The following is a 14,504-nucleotide window of genomic DNA, read 5'->3' as shown; positions in this document are numbered from 1 at the left end:
CCGCATCCACACTTCGACATTCATCACAGTTAATGAAAACTGCGTACTAATTTGCATTACTGTAATGAGATCTTCTTCAAACTTTAGTGCGCAAATTGCCGACTAAAGCAGCAATACCCCCTGTGGGATCAAAAGCGCCAACAGGCAGGCTTTCTACAATCCGTTCATCATCCGCAGAACATTCAAGGAAGCGAATATGCCCCACTCCAGCCCCGACGCCCTGCAGCAACGTTGCCAGCAGATTGTGACAAGCCCGGTGTTAACCCCGGAACAAAAACGTCATTTTCTGGCGCTGGAAGCGGAAAACAACCTGCCGTATCCGGCACTTCCTGAAGCTGCGCGCGCCGCGCTGGACGAGGGGTTTATCTGCGACATGTTCGAAGGCCATGCGCCTTACAAACCCCGTTACGTTCTGCCGGATTACGCAAAATTTCTGGCTAATGGTTCAGAATGGCTTGAGCTGGAAGGGGCAAAAGATCTCGACGATGCCCTCTCGCTGTTAACCATCCTCTACCATCATGTTCCGTCCGTCACATCGATGCCGGTCTATCTCGGTCAGCTTGATGCGTTGCTGCAACCTTATGTTAGAATTCTAACACAAGAAGAGATCGATAGCCGAATAAAACGTTTCTGGCGCTATCTCGACCGTACGCTGCCGGATGCCTTTATGCACGCAAACATCGGGCCTGCTGACGGCCCCATCACCCGTGCCATTTTGCGGGCCGATGCAGAGCTGAAGCAGGTCGCGCCAAACCTGACCTTTATCTACGATCCCGATATCACCCCGGACGACTTGCTGCTTGAGGTAGCAAAAAACATATGTGAATGCAGCAAACCGCATATTTCTTATGGCCCGGTGAATGATAAAATTTTCACAAAAGGCCGTTACGGCGTGGTGAGCTGTTACAACTCCCTGCCGCTTGCAGGCGGTGGCAGCACCCTGGTGCGCCTTAACCTCAAAGCCATTGCTGAACGCAGCACATCCATTGAAGACTTCTTCACCCGCACGCTCCCGCACTACTGCCAGCAGCAAATGGCCATCATCGATGCACGCTGCGGTTTCCTGTACGAGCAATCTGGCTTCTTTGAGAATAGCTTCCTGGTGAAAGAGGGGCTGATTGATGCCGATCGGTTTGTGCCAATGTTTGGCATTTACGGCCTGGCGGAAGCGGTAAACTCGCTTTGTGAGAAAGCAGGAATAGCGGGACGCTACGGAAAAGATGAGCAGGCCAACGCGCTGGGCTATCGCATCAGCGAACAGCTTGCGGCGTTTGTCGAAAACACGCCGGTGAAGCACGCCTGGAAGCAGCGCGCGATGCTTCATGCCCAGTCGGGGATCAGCTCCGATTCGGGTACCACGCCAGGCGCGCGCCTGCCCTACGGCGACGAGCCGGATCCCATCAGCCACCTGCTGGCGGTGGCTCCCCATCACAAGCACTACTCTTCCGGGATAAGCGATATTCTGACGCTGGATGAAACAGTAAAACGCAACCCGCAGGCGGTGGTTCAGCTGTGCCTGGGCGCGTTCAGGGCGGGTATGCGTGAGTTTACCGCCAACGTAGCGGGTAACGATCTGGTGCGCGTAACCGGGTATATGGTGCGGCTATCGGATCTGGAGAAATACCGCGAAGCAGGGTCGAGAACGAACACCACGTGGCTGGGTGAAGAAGCCGCACGTAATACCCGTATTCTGGAACGTCAGCCGCGCGTGATAAGCCATGAACAGCAGATGCGCTTTAGTTAGTCAGGTCATCCCTTTTTCCTGCGTGGACGGGCCGGGCAGCCGCCTGGCCCTGTTCCTGCAGGGCTGCAACCTGCGCTGTAAAACCTGCCACAACCCGTGGACGATCGGCCGCTGCAATGACTGCGGGGACTGCGTGCCCCACTGCCCGCACGACGCGCTGACCATTCAGGCCGGGCGCGTCTGGTGGCAGGAGAGCGACTGCCAGCAGTGCGACACCTGCCTGCACCTGTGCCAGCAGCAGGCGACGCCCATGGCGCACCGCTTCAGCGTGGAGGAGATCCTCACCCAGGTCCGCAAATCTGCACCGTTTATAGAGGGGATCACCGTAAGCGGCGGGGAAGCCACAACTCAATTGCCGTTTTTAGTGACGCTATTCTCTGCGATCAAAGCCGATCCCGCCCTGAATCATCTGACCTGCCTGGTCGACAGCAACGGCTTGTTAAGCGAAACCGGCTGGCAAAAGCTGCTGCCGGTACTGGATGGCGCGATGCTGGACCTGAAGGCGTGGGGGAACGAACACCACCGCTTCCTGACCGGGCGCGAAAACCCGCAGATCAAGCAGAGCATCCGCTGGCTGGCAGATCGTCACCGTTTGACGGAGCTCCGCCTGCTGGTGATTCCGGGGCAGTGTGATTACCTGGAACATCTGAAGCCGCTGACGGCGTTTATCCACGGGCTGGGAAACGTGGCGGTACGCCTTAACGCGTTTCATGCGCACGGCGTATACGGTGAGGCAGCGTCATGGCGCAGCGCCACGCCAGAAGACGTTGAACCGCTGGCGCGGGCGCTGGAAAAACAGAAAATAACGGTGATCCGCCCGGCGCTTTATCTATAGCGTGATGCCAAATACCGAACGCGTATTTTCCAGCAGAGCATCGGCAATCACCTCTTCCGGCTCCTGACGCAGTTCACACAGGGTGGTGAACACGCGCGCCGCCTGTTCCGGGCGATTCGGCTGTCCCTGAAAACCGTTCAGCGGCATATCCGGCGCGTCAGTTTCCAGCAGAAGCGCCGACAGCGGCAGCTGTGCCATCACGTCACGGGTTTTACTGGCGCGCGGATAGGTGATGGTGCCACCCACACCAATTTTATAGCCCAGTTTAATGAAACGCTGCGCCTGCTGCAGGCTGCCGGAGAAACCGTGCACGACGCCCCTGCGCGGCAGATCGATGCGTTTCAGGTGCATCGCCAGCTTATCGTGCGTGCGTCTTGAGTGGAGGATCACCGGCAGATCGTGGCGCTTCGCCAGCCTGAGCTGCGCGTCGAGGATCGTCTGCTGGCGCTCAAACTGCGGATCCTCGCGATAAAGATCGAGGCCGATCTCACCGATGGCGACAAGCTTGTCGCCTGCGGTCTGCAGTACCTCATCAAGCCTCTCAATGTGCTCATCCCGATGCCGCTCAATCACAATCGGATGCAGGCCGAGCGCGGCATAGAGCGCGGAATGCCGCATGGAAAGATCCAGCACGCGGGAAAAATAGGCTGCTTCCACTGAAGGCACAATGATGGCCTGAACGCCTGCCTCGGCCGCTTTCGCAATACTGTGTTCTTCATCCCCCGTAAACGGCGGGAAATCGAAGTGGCAGTGGGTATCAATAAAGCGGTGCGTCACGCCAGATCCTCGTTATCCAGTAAAGCGTCATTCGCCTGCGGAATATCCACAAGCGGCATCGTCAGGGCATCGTTAGCGACAATCGCAGGCGGCGTAATAATGCGTTTATGGCGATGAAGAGGTGGTTGCTCTGCCAGCATTTTACCCACCGTCGCCAGGAAGTAGCGTCCGCACAGCCGCCCCGTTTTGTAATCCATGCGCAGCGCAGGGACGCGGCTGCCCAGCGCCATGCTCAGCAGCGGCTTAGGCGGATAAATTTCAAAAATACGCAGCTTACCCGGTGGCTTTTCAATGAATCGCTGCATCGCGCCGTAGGTTGTTTCATGCTGCTTCGCGATATTCACCAGCGGCTGAAGGCTGCTGTCGCCCAGCCAGCGCTCCATCCGCTTAAACCACTGCGGGGTGTAATACATTTGCGACGGCACGGTGCGGATCACCACGATGGTTTTCGCCCCGCGACGGGCGGCTTCCTGCACCGGCACCGCGTCACTGATCCCGCCGTCCAGATAGCTAATGCCGTCCAGCAGGGCGCCGGTACGATAAAAACCGGGGATCGCGCTGGAGGCGCGGATGATGTCCAGCCAGTTCTCTTTCTGAGGCGAAAAATAGCCCGGCGAATAGTCATCGCCCCGGCTGGCGCACATCCAGAACTCTTTGCCGCTATCAAACAGACGCGCGGCGGTGTCCATGGCCAGCGGCATCTGGCTGGAGGTCGACTCCAGCAGCCAGTCGAGATCGATCAGGTTGCCGCCGCGCACAAAGCGCACCGGATTAAAAAATTCTTTCGCCGTGGTATAGCGCATGATGACCTTTCGCGCGTAGCCGGGCTGGTTGCAGACATAGGCAGAGAGGTTCTGCGCCCCGGCAGACGTGCCGAAATAGAGGTCAAACGGGTTGAACTGCGCGCGCATAAATTCGTCGAGCACGCCAGCGGTGAAAATGCCGCGCTGTCCGCCACCCTCGCAGACCAGCGCGAGTTGACCTGCGCGGAACGGTTTTAACGTCAGCGGCGCAATATTGCCGAGCGTAACGGGAATTCGTTGCCCCACCTCTGCTTTCCTGTTTTGATTATTTTATAACACCACAGTAACGCACCCGACCTGTTACGCAAATAAGAAAAAGCCAGTCACAGTGACTGGCTTTATTTTGTTGAAGGAATATTGCGTTTGCTACGGACGTCGACGTCCCGTAAACAGGCTGACCAGGAACAGAATAATACCCACAACGAAGACAATTTTAGCTGCCCATGCCGCTGTACCTGCCAGTCCACCAAAGCCCAATGCGGCGGCAATTAACGCGATAACCAGAAATATAATGCCCCAACGAAACATAAGCTTCTCCTTTACCATAGTTAATGTCGGCCGCTAAACGTGAGCGCTCAGGTCACTCACCGGCGTTTTTCCAGAGTCGTTCTTATTTCGCCCGCTGGTGTTAGCCAGACGGGCGAATGGTCAAGATTTACTTCGTTTTCAGATCGTTTTTAACGCTTTTCACACCGTCAATCGCTTTCGCGATGGACTCGGCACGTTCACTTTGCGCCTGCGAATCTACCGTACCGGAAAGCTGAACCACGCCATCGGTGGTTTCTACTTTCACCTTACGGGACGGCACGATGTCATCCGCTAAAAGTTTAGCTTTGATTTCGCTGGTGGTGGCTGCATCACCGGCATAACCTTTCACCGACGCGTTTTTGCCGTCACGGACGTGCAGCTTATCGCTGACGGAGGCGACACCTTCGACGCCTTTCGCCACTTTTACCGCCTGTTCAGCCTGAGCCTGGCTTTCGACAAAGCCGCTCAGCGTGACCACTTTCTTGTCGGTCTTAACGGAAATGTCGGTGCTCTTAATGGCTTCATCATCCACCAGTGCGGCTTTCACTTTTGCTGTGATTGAGCTGTCATCCATGAAGTTGCCGACTTTATTCATAGAGCTATCGATTTTTTGCCCTGCGTTATCGGCCGTGGATTGTGCTTTATCCATGGTGCTGCTTTCCGCCAGGGCGGAGCCGCTCACCAGAACGCTACCCAGAGTTACAGCCAGCAGAGTTTTAGAAATCTTCAGTCTTGTCATATTCATCGATCTATTCCTGTGTTGACCCGTTATTCGGGCTGCATACTTCCTTAGTAGTTTTATATATTGCGAATAAACACGCGGGCAAAATGGATAACCTAAAGTCATGCATTGAACAGTTAATTTATCCACGCCCGGTGTTAAACACTGAGTTAAATATAGATCACTCTCACAGAGCCGCTTTCAGAATTGGGCAAAAAACGCGCGAATAGCGTGAAATTGCGTTGAATTAAGAACATTCCGCAAGGGATTAATAAGACAGGAATTAAAGAAGAGCACGGCGGAAGCCGTGCTCAGAGAGGGGATTAGTGCTCGCGGGTTTTACGGAACTGAACGTCAGGGTAACGTTCCTGCGTCAGGTTCAGGTTCACCATCGTTGGCGCGATATAGGTCAGGTTATCGCCACCATCCAGCGCCAGCTGAACTTCATTCTTACGCTTAAATTCTTCGAATTTCTTCACGTCAGAACACTCAACCCAGCGCGCAGTCGCGACGTTCACCGATTCGTAAATCGCCTCCACGTTGTACTCGCTCTTCAGACGCGCAACGACCACGTCAAACTGCAGCACGCCGACCGCGCCAACGATCAAATCGTTGTTCGCGATTGGGCGGAAGACCTGCACGGCGCCCTCTTCGGAGAGCTGAACCAGGCCTTTCAGCAGCTGTTTCTGCTTCAGCGGATCGCGCAGACGAATACGACGGAACAGCTCCGGCGCGAAGTTCGGAATACCGGTGAACTTCATCATTTCGCCCTGGGTGAAGGTATCACCGATCTGGATGGTGCCGTGGTTGTGCAGCCCGATGATGTCGCCCGGATAGGCCTCTTCAACGTGCGAACGGTCACCCGCCATAAAGGTCAGCGCGTCGGAGATTACAACGTCTTTCCCGATACGCACCTGGCGCAGCTTCATGCCCTTTTCATATTTACCGGACACCACGCGCATAAAGGCCACGCGGTCACGGTGTTTCGGATCCATGTTGGCCTGAATCTTAAACACGAAGCCGGTGAACTTCTCTTCTTTTGCTTCCACTTCACGGGTGTCGGTTTTGCGCGGCATCGGCTGCGGCGCCCACTCCACCAGGCCGTCGAGCATGTGGTCAACGCCGAAGTTACCAAGTGCGGTACCGAAGAAGACCGGGGTAATTTCGCCGCTCAGGAACAGCTCTTTGTCGAATTCGTGAGACGCGCCCTTGACCAGCTCCAGCTCGTCGCGCAGCTGCGCGGCCAGCTCTTCCCCAACCGCCGCGTCCAGATCCGGGTTGTCCAGACCTTTAACAATGCGCACTTCCTGAATGGTGTGGCCTTTACCGGTCTGGTACAGGTAAGTTTCGTCTTTATAAAGGTGATACACCCCTTTGAACAGCTTACCGCAGCCAATTGGCCAGGTGATTGGCGCACAGGCGATCTTCAGCTCGTTTTCTACTTCATCCATCAGCTCCATCGGATCGCGGATGTCACGGTCGAGCTTGTTCATAAAGGTGAGGATCGGCGTATCGCGCAGACGGGTGACTTCCATCAGCTTACGGGTCCTGTCTTCTACACCTTTCGCGGCGTCGATCACCATCAGACAGCAGTCCACCGCCGTCAGGGTACGGTAGGTATCTTCGGAGAAGTCTTCGTGGCCCGGGGTGTCCAGCAGGTTCACCAGGCAGTCGTGATACGGGAACTGCATCACGGAGGTGGTAATCGAAATACCACGCTGCTTTTCCATCTCCATCCAGTCGGATTTTGCATGCTGGCTGGAACCACGGCCTTTAACGGTACCCGCAGTCTGGATCGCCTGTCCGAACAGCAACACCTTCTCGGTGATGGTCGTTTTACCGGCATCCGGGTGAGAGATAATGGCAAAAGTGCGGCGCTTGGCCACCTCTTGCAGATAAGGAGACAACGTCATAATTAAATCTTCTTTTATAAGCGCGGCAGCACGCCACGCATCATGGAATACAAAATTGCGGCTATTTTACCCATCAACGGGGGGCAGGCAATCATTGTTTACACAGGAGTTGCTCCAGTTCGTTCAACGACGTGACGGTCCAGGTCGGCTCGATGCCTTCAGGCTTCACGCGGCCATGCGCGTTGAGCCACACGGTTGACAGACCTGACTTCATGCCGCCCAGGATATCTGACTCTGCCGTATCACCCACCATCAGGACGCGATCGCGGTCGGGATTTCCGGCCTGCGCCAGCGCATAATCGAAAATACGCGGATCCGGCTTCGGCACGCCAACCTCTTCCGAGATCACCAGCGCGTCGAAATGATCGCGCAGGCCGGTGCGCTCAAGGCGGATCTGCTGCAGGGCGGTAAAACCGTTGGTGATGATCCCAAGTTTCACCTTGCCTTTCAACGCATTCAGCAGGGAAACCGCGCCCGGCAGCGGCGCACAGATATCGGCCATGGCGTTAAGGAAAGCCTCGTTCAGCGTCCCCGGACTGACCTTTAAGCGTTCCGCCCAGACGTCAAAGCGCTGGTGCTGAAGCTGTAACGCGGTGATGGCACCGTTCTGGTAATCCACCCACAGCGGCTTATTTACCGCCTGATAGTCCTGAAAATCTTCAGCGGTGAAGGTTACGCTATAGTCGAGAAACATCCGCTGCAGGCCGCCGAACGAATCAAACGTAAACAGCGTTTCGTCGGCATCAAAGAAAATCCAGTCCCATTTCATCGTTACAACCTTATATTCGTTATCCAATCGGCAGAGCCATGATAATGGCGTCTTCACGTCCCTCTGCGGTGGGGTAGTAGTTACGGCGGATTGTCGCCTCGTTAAAGCCTAAGCTTTGATAGAGCGCGATGGCGGCGACATTCGACGCGCGCACCTCCAGCCACAGGGTGAAAACGTCACGGGTTTCGAGCTCACGGATGAGGTGCTCAAGCAGTTCTCTTCCCAGCCCACGGCGCTGAAACGCGGGATCAACCGCGATATTAAACAGCGTCGCTTCATCAAGAACAACCTGCGTGATCGCGAAAGCGGCCATGGTGCCGTCAACGTCCAGGCGGTAGTTCAGATACCGTTCGCCCTGATTGCTGGCGAAGGTTTTTTCGCTCCACGGAAACGCGTGGGCGCGTGTTTCAATCGCGAACGCGGTGGACAGGTCAGGCGTCGTGAGGGAAGAAATCGTGTTCATATTCGCAGATTTGTTGCCATAGCGCGCTGCGCGCTTTTGGGTTGGCTTTCAGTTCGTCCAGCGCTGGCGAGCAGATCTGGCTCCCCTGAAGAGAGATCTCATTTGCCTCTCCGATACGCCAGCTGTTACAGCGGCTATCAGGAGGCAGCATCGCGACACGCTCTGGCGTCAGCGGTAAAACCTGGTCGGCCGTCAGCTTCAGGCTGCGAAGGACATCACCGATCAGGGGGTCATTCAGGGCAGGCAGTTCTTCCGCCACCATCACAAGACGAACGTGCGCCGGGATGGAGATGGCGATTTCGCCCTGCAACGCCGTCGGGCGACGCAAAGCCCACTGGGTAATGCCCAGCTGCTGCAACTGCCAGTCTCGTCGGGATGTCATAGGGAAAACTCCTGTCTCTCAGGCGCGCAAATATAGCAAATGTGTCGAAAGTGCGCCATCTACCTACTATAATCCCCGCCTGAGTTTATTGAGGAACAATTCATGTCTGCATTTACCCCGGCAAGTGAAGTCTTGCTGCGTCACAGTGATGATTTCGAAGAAAGCCGTATTCTGTTTGCCGGAGATATGCAGGATGACCTGCCTGCGCGTTTCGACTGTGCTGAAAGCCGTGCCCATACCCAATACTACCACCACTGGCAGGTGCTGAGCCGCCAGATGGGCGAGCGCGCGCGCTTTAGCCTGGTGGCAGAGCAGAGCGATATTGCCGACTGCGATACGCTGATCTACTACTGGCCGAAGAATAAACCTGAGGCCCAGTTCCAGCTGATGAACCTGCTCTCCCTGCTGCCGGTCGGCTGCGATATTTTCGTGGTCGGTGAAAACCGCAGCGGCGTGCGTAGCGCTGAACAGATGCTGGAAGGCTACGCGCCGTTGAATAAAGTCGACAGCGCTCGCCGCTGTGGTCTCTACCATGGCCGTCTGGAAAAACAGACAACGTTTGATCCCCAGGCTTACTGGGACGAGTACCAGCTTGACGGCCTGACCATCAAAACGCTGCCGGGCGTGTTCAGCCGCGATGCGCTGGATACGGGCAGCAAGTTGCTGCTTTCCACTCTGACGCCGCACACCAAAGGCAAAGTGCTGGACGTGGGCTGCGGCGCGGGCGTGCTCTCTACCGTGCTCGCCAGCCATTCACCAAAAGTGCGCTTAACCCTGTGTGACGTGAGCGCTCCGGCGGTAGAAGCCAGCCGCGCAACGCTTGCCGCAAACGGCATTGAAGGCGAGGTGATTGCCAGCAACGTCTTCTCCGACGTCACCGGTCGCTTCGACATGATCATCTCTAACCCGCCGTTCCACGACGGTATGGAGACCAGCCTGGAAGCCGCGCAAACGCTGATCCGTGGCGCGGTCCGTCACCTCAACAGCGGCGGTGAGCTGCGTATTGTCGCGAACGCCTTCCTGGCGTACCCGAAAGTGCTTGACGAAACCTTCGGTTTCCACGAAGTGATCGCCCAGACCGGCCGCTTTAAGGTCTACCGTACCGTGATGACGCGTCAGGCCAAAAAGTAATCTCCACTCATGCAGGCCGGATAAGTGCAAGCACCATCCGGCTCCGCATGGCGCCTGCATCGGCCATTTTTGCAGCAATCAAGGCGTCGCGCGCACTTTTCTGTTGACGTAAAGCTGAAAACATCTAGAATGCGCCTCCGTGGTTACGATACTTTTACAGTATCGATGGTATGCGAAGGTGGCGGAATTGGTAGACGCGCTAGCTTCAGGTGTTAGTGTCCTTAGGATGTGGGGGTTCGAGTCCCCCCCCTCGCACCAATTATCTTACATCCCTTCTCTCGCATCAATTATCTTACATCCCTTCTGTAGTTCCTCTTCTTTTCCCTGTTATTTCAAGCTCATCAGTATCACCAGAATTCCACTGACCAGTGCTACACATGATGGTAGTAAAACAAAGTGGCGCAATTGCTTATGCCAGATCATGCCTGACGTGACTAACAGTCCTGACACAATGATCGTTTTCCATGTATCAAGGGAGAGATCGGCAAACGTCAACCCGCCGAGAATGGCTCCCGGTAGCAATACCCCCCAACCACTGCCAAGCGCCCTGTTCAACATGCTCTGCCCTCTCGGAACGATAATGATAACCAATATCATATGACACGAATTATCATTTGTCAGCTGAATGAATCAAAATCCATCGTCCTTTACCTTTCCCGTAATGACAGGAATTGCCTAAGGTGATAAATTGCACACCTGTTAACAACATCTAAAGATTTTCTGATAATTACTCTTTGAGTTTTTTTCATATTTTATTGCGATATAGCACCTACTTATTTGTTTTAATTAAATTTTAATAAAAACGCACGACTATGACATCACAATCCTGGCGGTCTTTGGTTCACAGAAAATATCAATTGTCGTTACGTTTATTTTTATTTCTGAACGCAACCTCGGCAGTGTTCTCGGTAACAAATCCGCTCAATTCTGTACGCCTGTTATCTGCCCCACTTATTGCTATTTTCTCCATCAGCACCGGCCTGTTCGTCTGGCACTGGAGAAAGCGCGCGCGGAAGATAAATATTCCTGTTGTTTCAGGGATATTCGGTATTTTGTGGGCCTGGCAAATTGTGTCTAAATTCGCCTTAATTACCCACGATCACGCGACGTATTTGTTAATCGCCCTATTAACGGTGCTTTTTATCGGAACGCTGGCATTCGCCAGTAATATCAAAGCCTTTACGCTGCATTCACTGCCTACGTTTATTGTCTGCCTGTGGTTAAGCGATCACGATATATGGCTGAGAATGACCTATTCTTTCGCACTTCCTGTGGTGGCAATTGCTATTCATAACATTTTGCAAACACGTAACGACCGTTTTGCTCAGGAGCTGCTCTCACGTCTTCTGGAAGAGCGAGAAACCCTTACCGATCTCAGCATGATGGACCCGCTTACCGGGCTTTATAATCGTCGCGGTCTGCAAAGCCGTCTGGAGAATCTGCCGACGGTTGAAAATGGCGAGCATTTTGTCCTGCTGATGGATATCGATCACTTCAAAGCCTATAACGACCATTATGGCCACATGATGGGCGACCAGGCGCTGAAGCGTGTCTCTGCGGCAATCCGCGACGCCGTGCGTTCTCGCGATATTGTGGCGCGTTTTGGCGGGGAAGAGTTTATGGTGCTGTTGACGAATATTTCTCTCGAACATGCTCGCCAGACGGCCGAGCGGATCCGTCAGAAAGTCTACGATTTGAAAATCCCGCATCTGTTTAACGAGAGCGTCGCGACAAACGTCACCATCAGCATTGGTATTGCCATTTTCGAGGATGAAGACGTAGAAGGTGCGCTGGAAAAAGCGGACAAAGCCCTCTATGAAGCCAAGCATATGGGGCGCAATAACATTCTGCTGAGTGAAGAGCTGCAGACGGCTTAAACATCACGACGATGTCACCCGGACAAAAGTCTTGCCATTGGTATAAGCAATAGTTAGGATTGGCAATCATTATCATTTAGATTTCTATCTATACTATGGCTACGCATACCGCACACATCGTCGAACCACTCCTCTGGCGAGCGCCCCTCACCAGCGGGAATGTTTCGCTTGCGGATGCCATACGGGATAAGATTGCGGAGACGCGCGCCCACCTGCTGGACTTCATCCGGCTTGATGAAGCGCACCCGAATCACGCCATGACGCTCTCAGAGTGGCGTCACCCGACAAAACTGCGGTCTCTGCTGGCTACCTATTCCGACCATATCTATCGCAATCAGCCCACCCTTACGCGGGAAAATAAACCCCTGCTCTCTCTATGGGCGCAGTGGTATATCGGGCTGATGGTGCCCCCCCTCATGCTGGCGCTGTTAACCCAGAAGAGCATGCTGGAACTCTCGCCGGATAATTTCCACGTCGAGTTCCACGAAACCGGGCGTGCGGCCTGTTTCTGGATTGATCTCCACGAAGACCAGAACGCTGAACGCCTGACGGCTCAGGAACGTATGGAGCAGCTTATCATCCAGGCCCTGATTCCGGTGGTGGAAGTGCTTGAAGCGACGGGAGAGATTAACGCAAAGCTTATCTGGAGCAATACGGGCTATTTAATCCACTGGTATTTAACGGAAATGAAGCCTCTGCTTGGTGATGAGAACGTTGATGCCCTGCGTCAGTCCTGTTTCTTTGCAAAACAGCTTTCCGATGGCCGTGACAACCCTCTATTCCGCACCGTCGTGCTCCGTGATGGGCTTCTGGTTCGCCGCACCTGCTGCCAGCGCTATCGCCTGCCGGACGTTAAGCAGTGTGGGGACTGTACGCTGAAGTAGAGCAGTGAATTGCCCGGTGGCGCTTTGCTTACCGGGCCTACAAAACCGGGCCTGGCCTAAATCCTCTCACACAAGGAGAGGGAATAAACACTAAAAACGGCAACATGCGTTGCCGTTTTGTTTTTACCTATGCCACCTGCTGATTGTCCTCTTCCGCGTTACGCTGCGCTTCTTCCGCTTCCTGCTCCAGCAGCTGTTTCTCGTATACTTTGAAGAACGGGAAGTAGATGATTGCCGATACGCAGGCAAGAACCACAACCAGAATAGCCGCGCGGAAATCCCAGCCCAGAGCCCACGCTGCACCTATTGGCGCCGGTGCTGTCCAGGGGACTACTGAGATGACGCGTCCAATCAGGTCAAACGTCATCGCCGCCCAGGCCAGCACGGCATTTACCATCGGTGCCAGCAGGAACGGAATAAAGAACACCGGGTTCATCACAATCGGCGTACCGAAAATGACAGGTTCATTGATGTTAAAGAAGCTGGGTACCACGCTCAAACGACCGATAGAGCGTAAATGCGCTGAACGGCTACGCAGATAGCAAATCACCAGCCCCATCGTGGCGCCGGACCCGCCAATCACGATAAAGAACGTCCAGAACGCCTCCATAAAAATATGCGGCAGAGGCTGGCTGGCGGCCAGAGCGGTCTGGTTCGCGCCGAGGTTCGTGAGCCAGAACATCTGAAGCATCCCGGAGACGATGGCGGCTCCGTGGATCCCGGCGAACCACAGCAGATGACCAATCAACACGGCCAGCAGGATCGCAGGCAGGGAATCCGCTGCGGAAACAAGAGGTTTAAAGACCGACATAATGGCCTGCGGGATCAGCATGCCGAACTGAGACTGAATGACCAGGCTCAGAGGGTAAAGCGTCAAGACCACCACCAGCACAGGGATGAGCAGATCAAAAGAGTTTTTGATCATCGGAGGTACCTGGTCTGGCAGGCGAATACCGATGTTGTGCACCTTGAGGAAACGCATCATCTCAACGCAGTAGATCGCCACCAGAATCGCGGTAAAAATCCCCGTTCCACCCAGGCTGTCGACAGGCAGCGTGCCTTTGGTTTTCGGTGCCGCGACCAGCAGAAATGCCATCAGCGACAGCATGGCGCACATAAACGGGTCTAACTGGTGCGATTTGACATAGTGTTTGCCAAGGTTATAGGCAATGGCCGCACAGATATAAATGGACATAATGCCCATCGTCATATCAAACGGCGTCAGGATCTGACCTTCAAACTGCTTCGCCATATCCAGCCAGGCGCGGGCGAAACTCCAGGTGGTATCAGGCGAAAACGGCGGGTATGCGAACACTAACAAAAATGAACCCACAATCATGAATGGCATCGCGGAGATGAACCCATCACGAATGGCCATCACATGACGCTGGGAAGAGATCCGCCCGGCAATCGGGCTGACGTAATTTTCAACAAAACGGAATATCAGGTTAAACGCAGCATGGTTGGCAGACATGGCAGATCTCCTGTCAGACGTTTGTTACGGGCACATTTGCGCCGCACGTTGTTCCATAAATCACCTTCACAACCTTGCTGGCTTGTGTACCAGTAGTACTGCTAAGACGGAATGGTTTCATAATTTGCTCTTATTATTAGATACAGGGGACGTTACGTACTCAGTATTAATCGACGCATCACGCTCTGCAACCGGTTACTGTA

The 14,504-nt window shown here is 54.5% G+C and carries 15 protein-coding genes and 1 tRNA gene; 6 read left to right on the top strand and 10 right to left on the bottom strand.

Annotated features, from left to right (window positions below; all coding sequences use genetic code 11):
- The first annotated feature begins 196 nt into the window (after window positions 1-196).
- Both AB3N39_RS03080 and AB3N39_RS03075 read left to right on the top strand, forming a co-directional pair.
- Window positions 197-1,744: a YjjI family glycine radical enzyme gene (locus tag AB3N39_RS03080; RefSeq protein ID WP_133293747.1), complete on the top strand. Its 1,548-nt coding sequence runs from the start codon at window positions 197-199 to the stop codon at window positions 1,742-1,744.
- Complete coding sequence (locus AB3N39_RS03075) at window positions 1,719-2,579, top strand: YjjW family glycine radical enzyme activase (RefSeq protein WP_143344628.1); 861 nt, start codon at window positions 1,719-1,721, stop codon at window positions 2,577-2,579. The genes AB3N39_RS03080 and AB3N39_RS03075 overlap by 26 nt, the downstream gene beginning before the upstream one ends.
- Here the strand turns inward: AB3N39_RS03075 and AB3N39_RS03070 are convergent.
- The 8 genes from AB3N39_RS03070 to AB3N39_RS03035 form a co-directional block, all read right to left on the bottom strand.
- Window positions 2,574-3,356: a TatD family hydrolase gene (locus tag AB3N39_RS03070; RefSeq protein ID WP_367897067.1), complete on the bottom strand. Its 783-nt coding sequence runs from the start codon at window positions 3,354-3,356 to the stop codon at window positions 2,574-2,576. The genes AB3N39_RS03075 and AB3N39_RS03070 overlap by 6 nt on opposite strands.
- Window positions 3,353-4,405: a patatin family protein gene (locus AB3N39_RS03065; protein WP_024908268.1), complete on the bottom strand. Its 1,053-nt coding sequence runs from the start codon at window positions 4,403-4,405 to the stop codon at window positions 3,353-3,355. Before AB3N39_RS03065 ends, AB3N39_RS03070 begins: the two co-directional genes overlap by 4 nt.
- 120 nt (window positions 4,406-4,525) lie before the next feature.
- Entirely contained in the window at window positions 4,526-4,687 is a 162-nt protein-coding gene (locus tag AB3N39_RS03060; RefSeq protein ID WP_003856556.1) for a DUF1328 domain-containing protein, read from the bottom strand.
- Window positions 4,688-4,814: 127 nt separating this feature from the next.
- On the bottom strand, window positions 4,815-5,432 hold the full coding sequence (osmY, locus tag AB3N39_RS03055; protein WP_039260909.1) for a molecular chaperone OsmY: 618 nt from the start codon (window positions 5,430-5,432) through the stop codon (window positions 4,815-4,817).
- Between the two features lie 299 nt (window positions 5,433-5,731).
- Entirely contained in the window at window positions 5,732-7,321 is a 1,590-nt protein-coding gene (prfC, locus tag AB3N39_RS03050) for a peptide chain release factor 3 (RefSeq protein ID WP_008502076.1), read from the bottom strand.
- A gap of 91 nt (window positions 7,322-7,412) precedes the next feature.
- Window positions 7,413-8,090 (bottom strand): pyrimidine 5'-nucleotidase, encoded by a 678-nt coding sequence (gene yjjG / locus AB3N39_RS03045; RefSeq protein WP_127729548.1) that lies wholly within the window; start codon window positions 8,088-8,090, stop codon window positions 7,413-7,415.
- A 19-nt stretch (window positions 8,091-8,109) separates the two neighbouring features.
- Window positions 8,110-8,553 (bottom strand): ribosomal protein S18-alanine N-acetyltransferase, encoded by a 444-nt coding sequence (gene rimI, locus AB3N39_RS03040; protein ID WP_111964094.1) that lies wholly within the window; start codon window positions 8,551-8,553, stop codon window positions 8,110-8,112.
- Window positions 8,522-8,935, bottom strand: a complete 414-nt coding sequence (locus AB3N39_RS03035; RefSeq protein WP_008502079.1) for a DNA polymerase III subunit psi — start codon at window positions 8,933-8,935, stop codon at window positions 8,522-8,524. The genes rimI and AB3N39_RS03035 overlap by 32 nt, the downstream gene beginning before the upstream one ends.
- Before the next feature lie 102 nt (window positions 8,936-9,037).
- On the opposite strand from AB3N39_RS03035, the gene rsmC reads away from it, so the two are divergent.
- Both rsmC and AB3N39_RS03025 read left to right on the top strand, forming a co-directional pair.
- Window positions 9,038-10,066, top strand: coding sequence for a 16S rRNA (guanine(1207)-N(2))-methyltransferase RsmC (gene rsmC, locus AB3N39_RS03030; RefSeq protein WP_111964095.1), 1,029 nt, complete (start codon window positions 9,038-9,040; stop codon window positions 10,064-10,066).
- Between the two features lie 172 nt (window positions 10,067-10,238).
- A tRNA-Leu gene (locus tag AB3N39_RS03025) sits at window positions 10,239-10,324 on the top strand.
- A 69-nt stretch (window positions 10,325-10,393) separates the two neighbouring features.
- Here AB3N39_RS03025 and AB3N39_RS03020 read toward each other — a convergent pair.
- Window positions 10,394-10,663, bottom strand: a complete 270-nt coding sequence (locus AB3N39_RS03020; protein ID WP_367897066.1) for a DUF1435 domain-containing protein — start codon at window positions 10,661-10,663, stop codon at window positions 10,394-10,396.
- Between the two features lie 215 nt (window positions 10,664-10,878).
- Between AB3N39_RS03020 and AB3N39_RS03015 the strand changes: the two genes are divergently transcribed.
- Both AB3N39_RS03015 and fhuF read left to right on the top strand, forming a co-directional pair.
- The gene (locus AB3N39_RS03015; RefSeq protein WP_029740020.1) at window positions 10,879-11,943 is read left to right on the top strand and encodes a diguanylate cyclase; all 1,065 of its coding nucleotides are present in this window, start codon (window positions 10,879-10,881) and stop codon (window positions 11,941-11,943) included.
- A 95-nt stretch (window positions 11,944-12,038) separates the two neighbouring features.
- Entirely contained in the window at window positions 12,039-12,827 is a 789-nt protein-coding gene (gene fhuF / locus AB3N39_RS03010) for a siderophore-iron reductase FhuF (RefSeq protein WP_133293742.1), read from the top strand.
- 127 nt (window positions 12,828-12,954) lie between these two features.
- Here fhuF and AB3N39_RS03005 read toward each other — a convergent pair whose 3' ends face one another.
- A complete protein-coding gene (locus tag AB3N39_RS03005; protein ID WP_133293741.1) occupies window positions 12,955-14,301 on the bottom strand; it encodes a PTS sugar transporter subunit IIC in 1,347 nt (448 codons plus the stop codon).
- Between the last annotated feature and the right edge of the window lie 203 nt (window positions 14,302-14,504).

The organism is Enterobacter vonholyi (genome assembly GCF_040834095.1).
GTDB classification, from domain to species: domain Bacteria; phylum Pseudomonadota; class Gammaproteobacteria; order Enterobacterales; family Enterobacteriaceae; genus Enterobacter; species Enterobacter vonholyi.
Note: the sequence above shows the minus strand (reverse complement) of the source record. Positions and strands in the feature narration are given on the sequence as shown.

What these genes read in the sequence shown, in the direction of transcription:
- fhuF (WP_133293742.1), top strand. Translation starts at nt 12,039, where the DNA reads ATGGCTACGCATACCGCACACATCGTCGAACCACTCCTCTGGCGAGCG.
- AB3N39_RS03015 (WP_029740020.1), top strand. Translation starts at nt 10,879, where the DNA reads ATGACATCACAATCCTGGCGGTCTTTGGTTCACAGAAAATATCAATTG.
- AB3N39_RS03075 (WP_143344628.1), top strand. Translation starts at nt 1,719, where the DNA reads ATGAACAGCAGATGCGCTTTAGTTAGTCAGGTCATCCCTTTTTCCTGC.
- AB3N39_RS03080 (WP_133293747.1), top strand. Translation starts at nt 197, where the DNA reads ATGCCCCACTCCAGCCCCGACGCCCTGCAGCAACGTTGCCAGCAGATT.
- osmY (WP_039260909.1), bottom strand. Translation starts at nt 5,432, where the DNA reads ATGAATATGACAAGACTGAAGATTTCTAAAACTCTGCTGGCTGTAACT.
- AB3N39_RS03005 (WP_133293741.1), bottom strand. Translation starts at nt 14,301, where the DNA reads ATGTCTGCCAACCATGCTGCGTTTAACCTGATATTCCGTTTTGTTGAA.
- AB3N39_RS03035 (WP_008502079.1), bottom strand. Translation starts at nt 8,935, where the DNA reads ATGACATCCCGACGAGACTGGCAGTTGCAGCAGCTGGGCATTACCCAG.
- rsmC (WP_111964095.1), top strand. Translation starts at nt 9,038, where the DNA reads ATGTCTGCATTTACCCCGGCAAGTGAAGTCTTGCTGCGTCACAGTGAT.
- yjjG (WP_127729548.1), bottom strand. Translation starts at nt 8,090, where the DNA reads ATGAAATGGGACTGGATTTTCTTTGATGCCGACGAAACGCTGTTTACG.
- prfC (WP_008502076.1), bottom strand. Translation starts at nt 7,321, where the DNA reads ATGACGTTGTCTCCTTATCTGCAAGAGGTGGCCAAGCGCCGCACTTTT.
- AB3N39_RS03020 (WP_367897066.1), bottom strand. Translation starts at nt 10,663, where the DNA reads ATGATATTGGTTATCATTATCGTTCCGAGAGGGCAGAGCATGTTGAAC.
- rimI (WP_111964094.1), bottom strand. Translation starts at nt 8,553, where the DNA reads ATGAACACGATTTCTTCCCTCACGACGCCTGACCTGTCCACCGCGTTC.
- AB3N39_RS03060 (WP_003856556.1), bottom strand. Translation starts at nt 4,687, where the DNA reads ATGTTTCGTTGGGGCATTATATTTCTGGTTATCGCGTTAATTGCCGCC.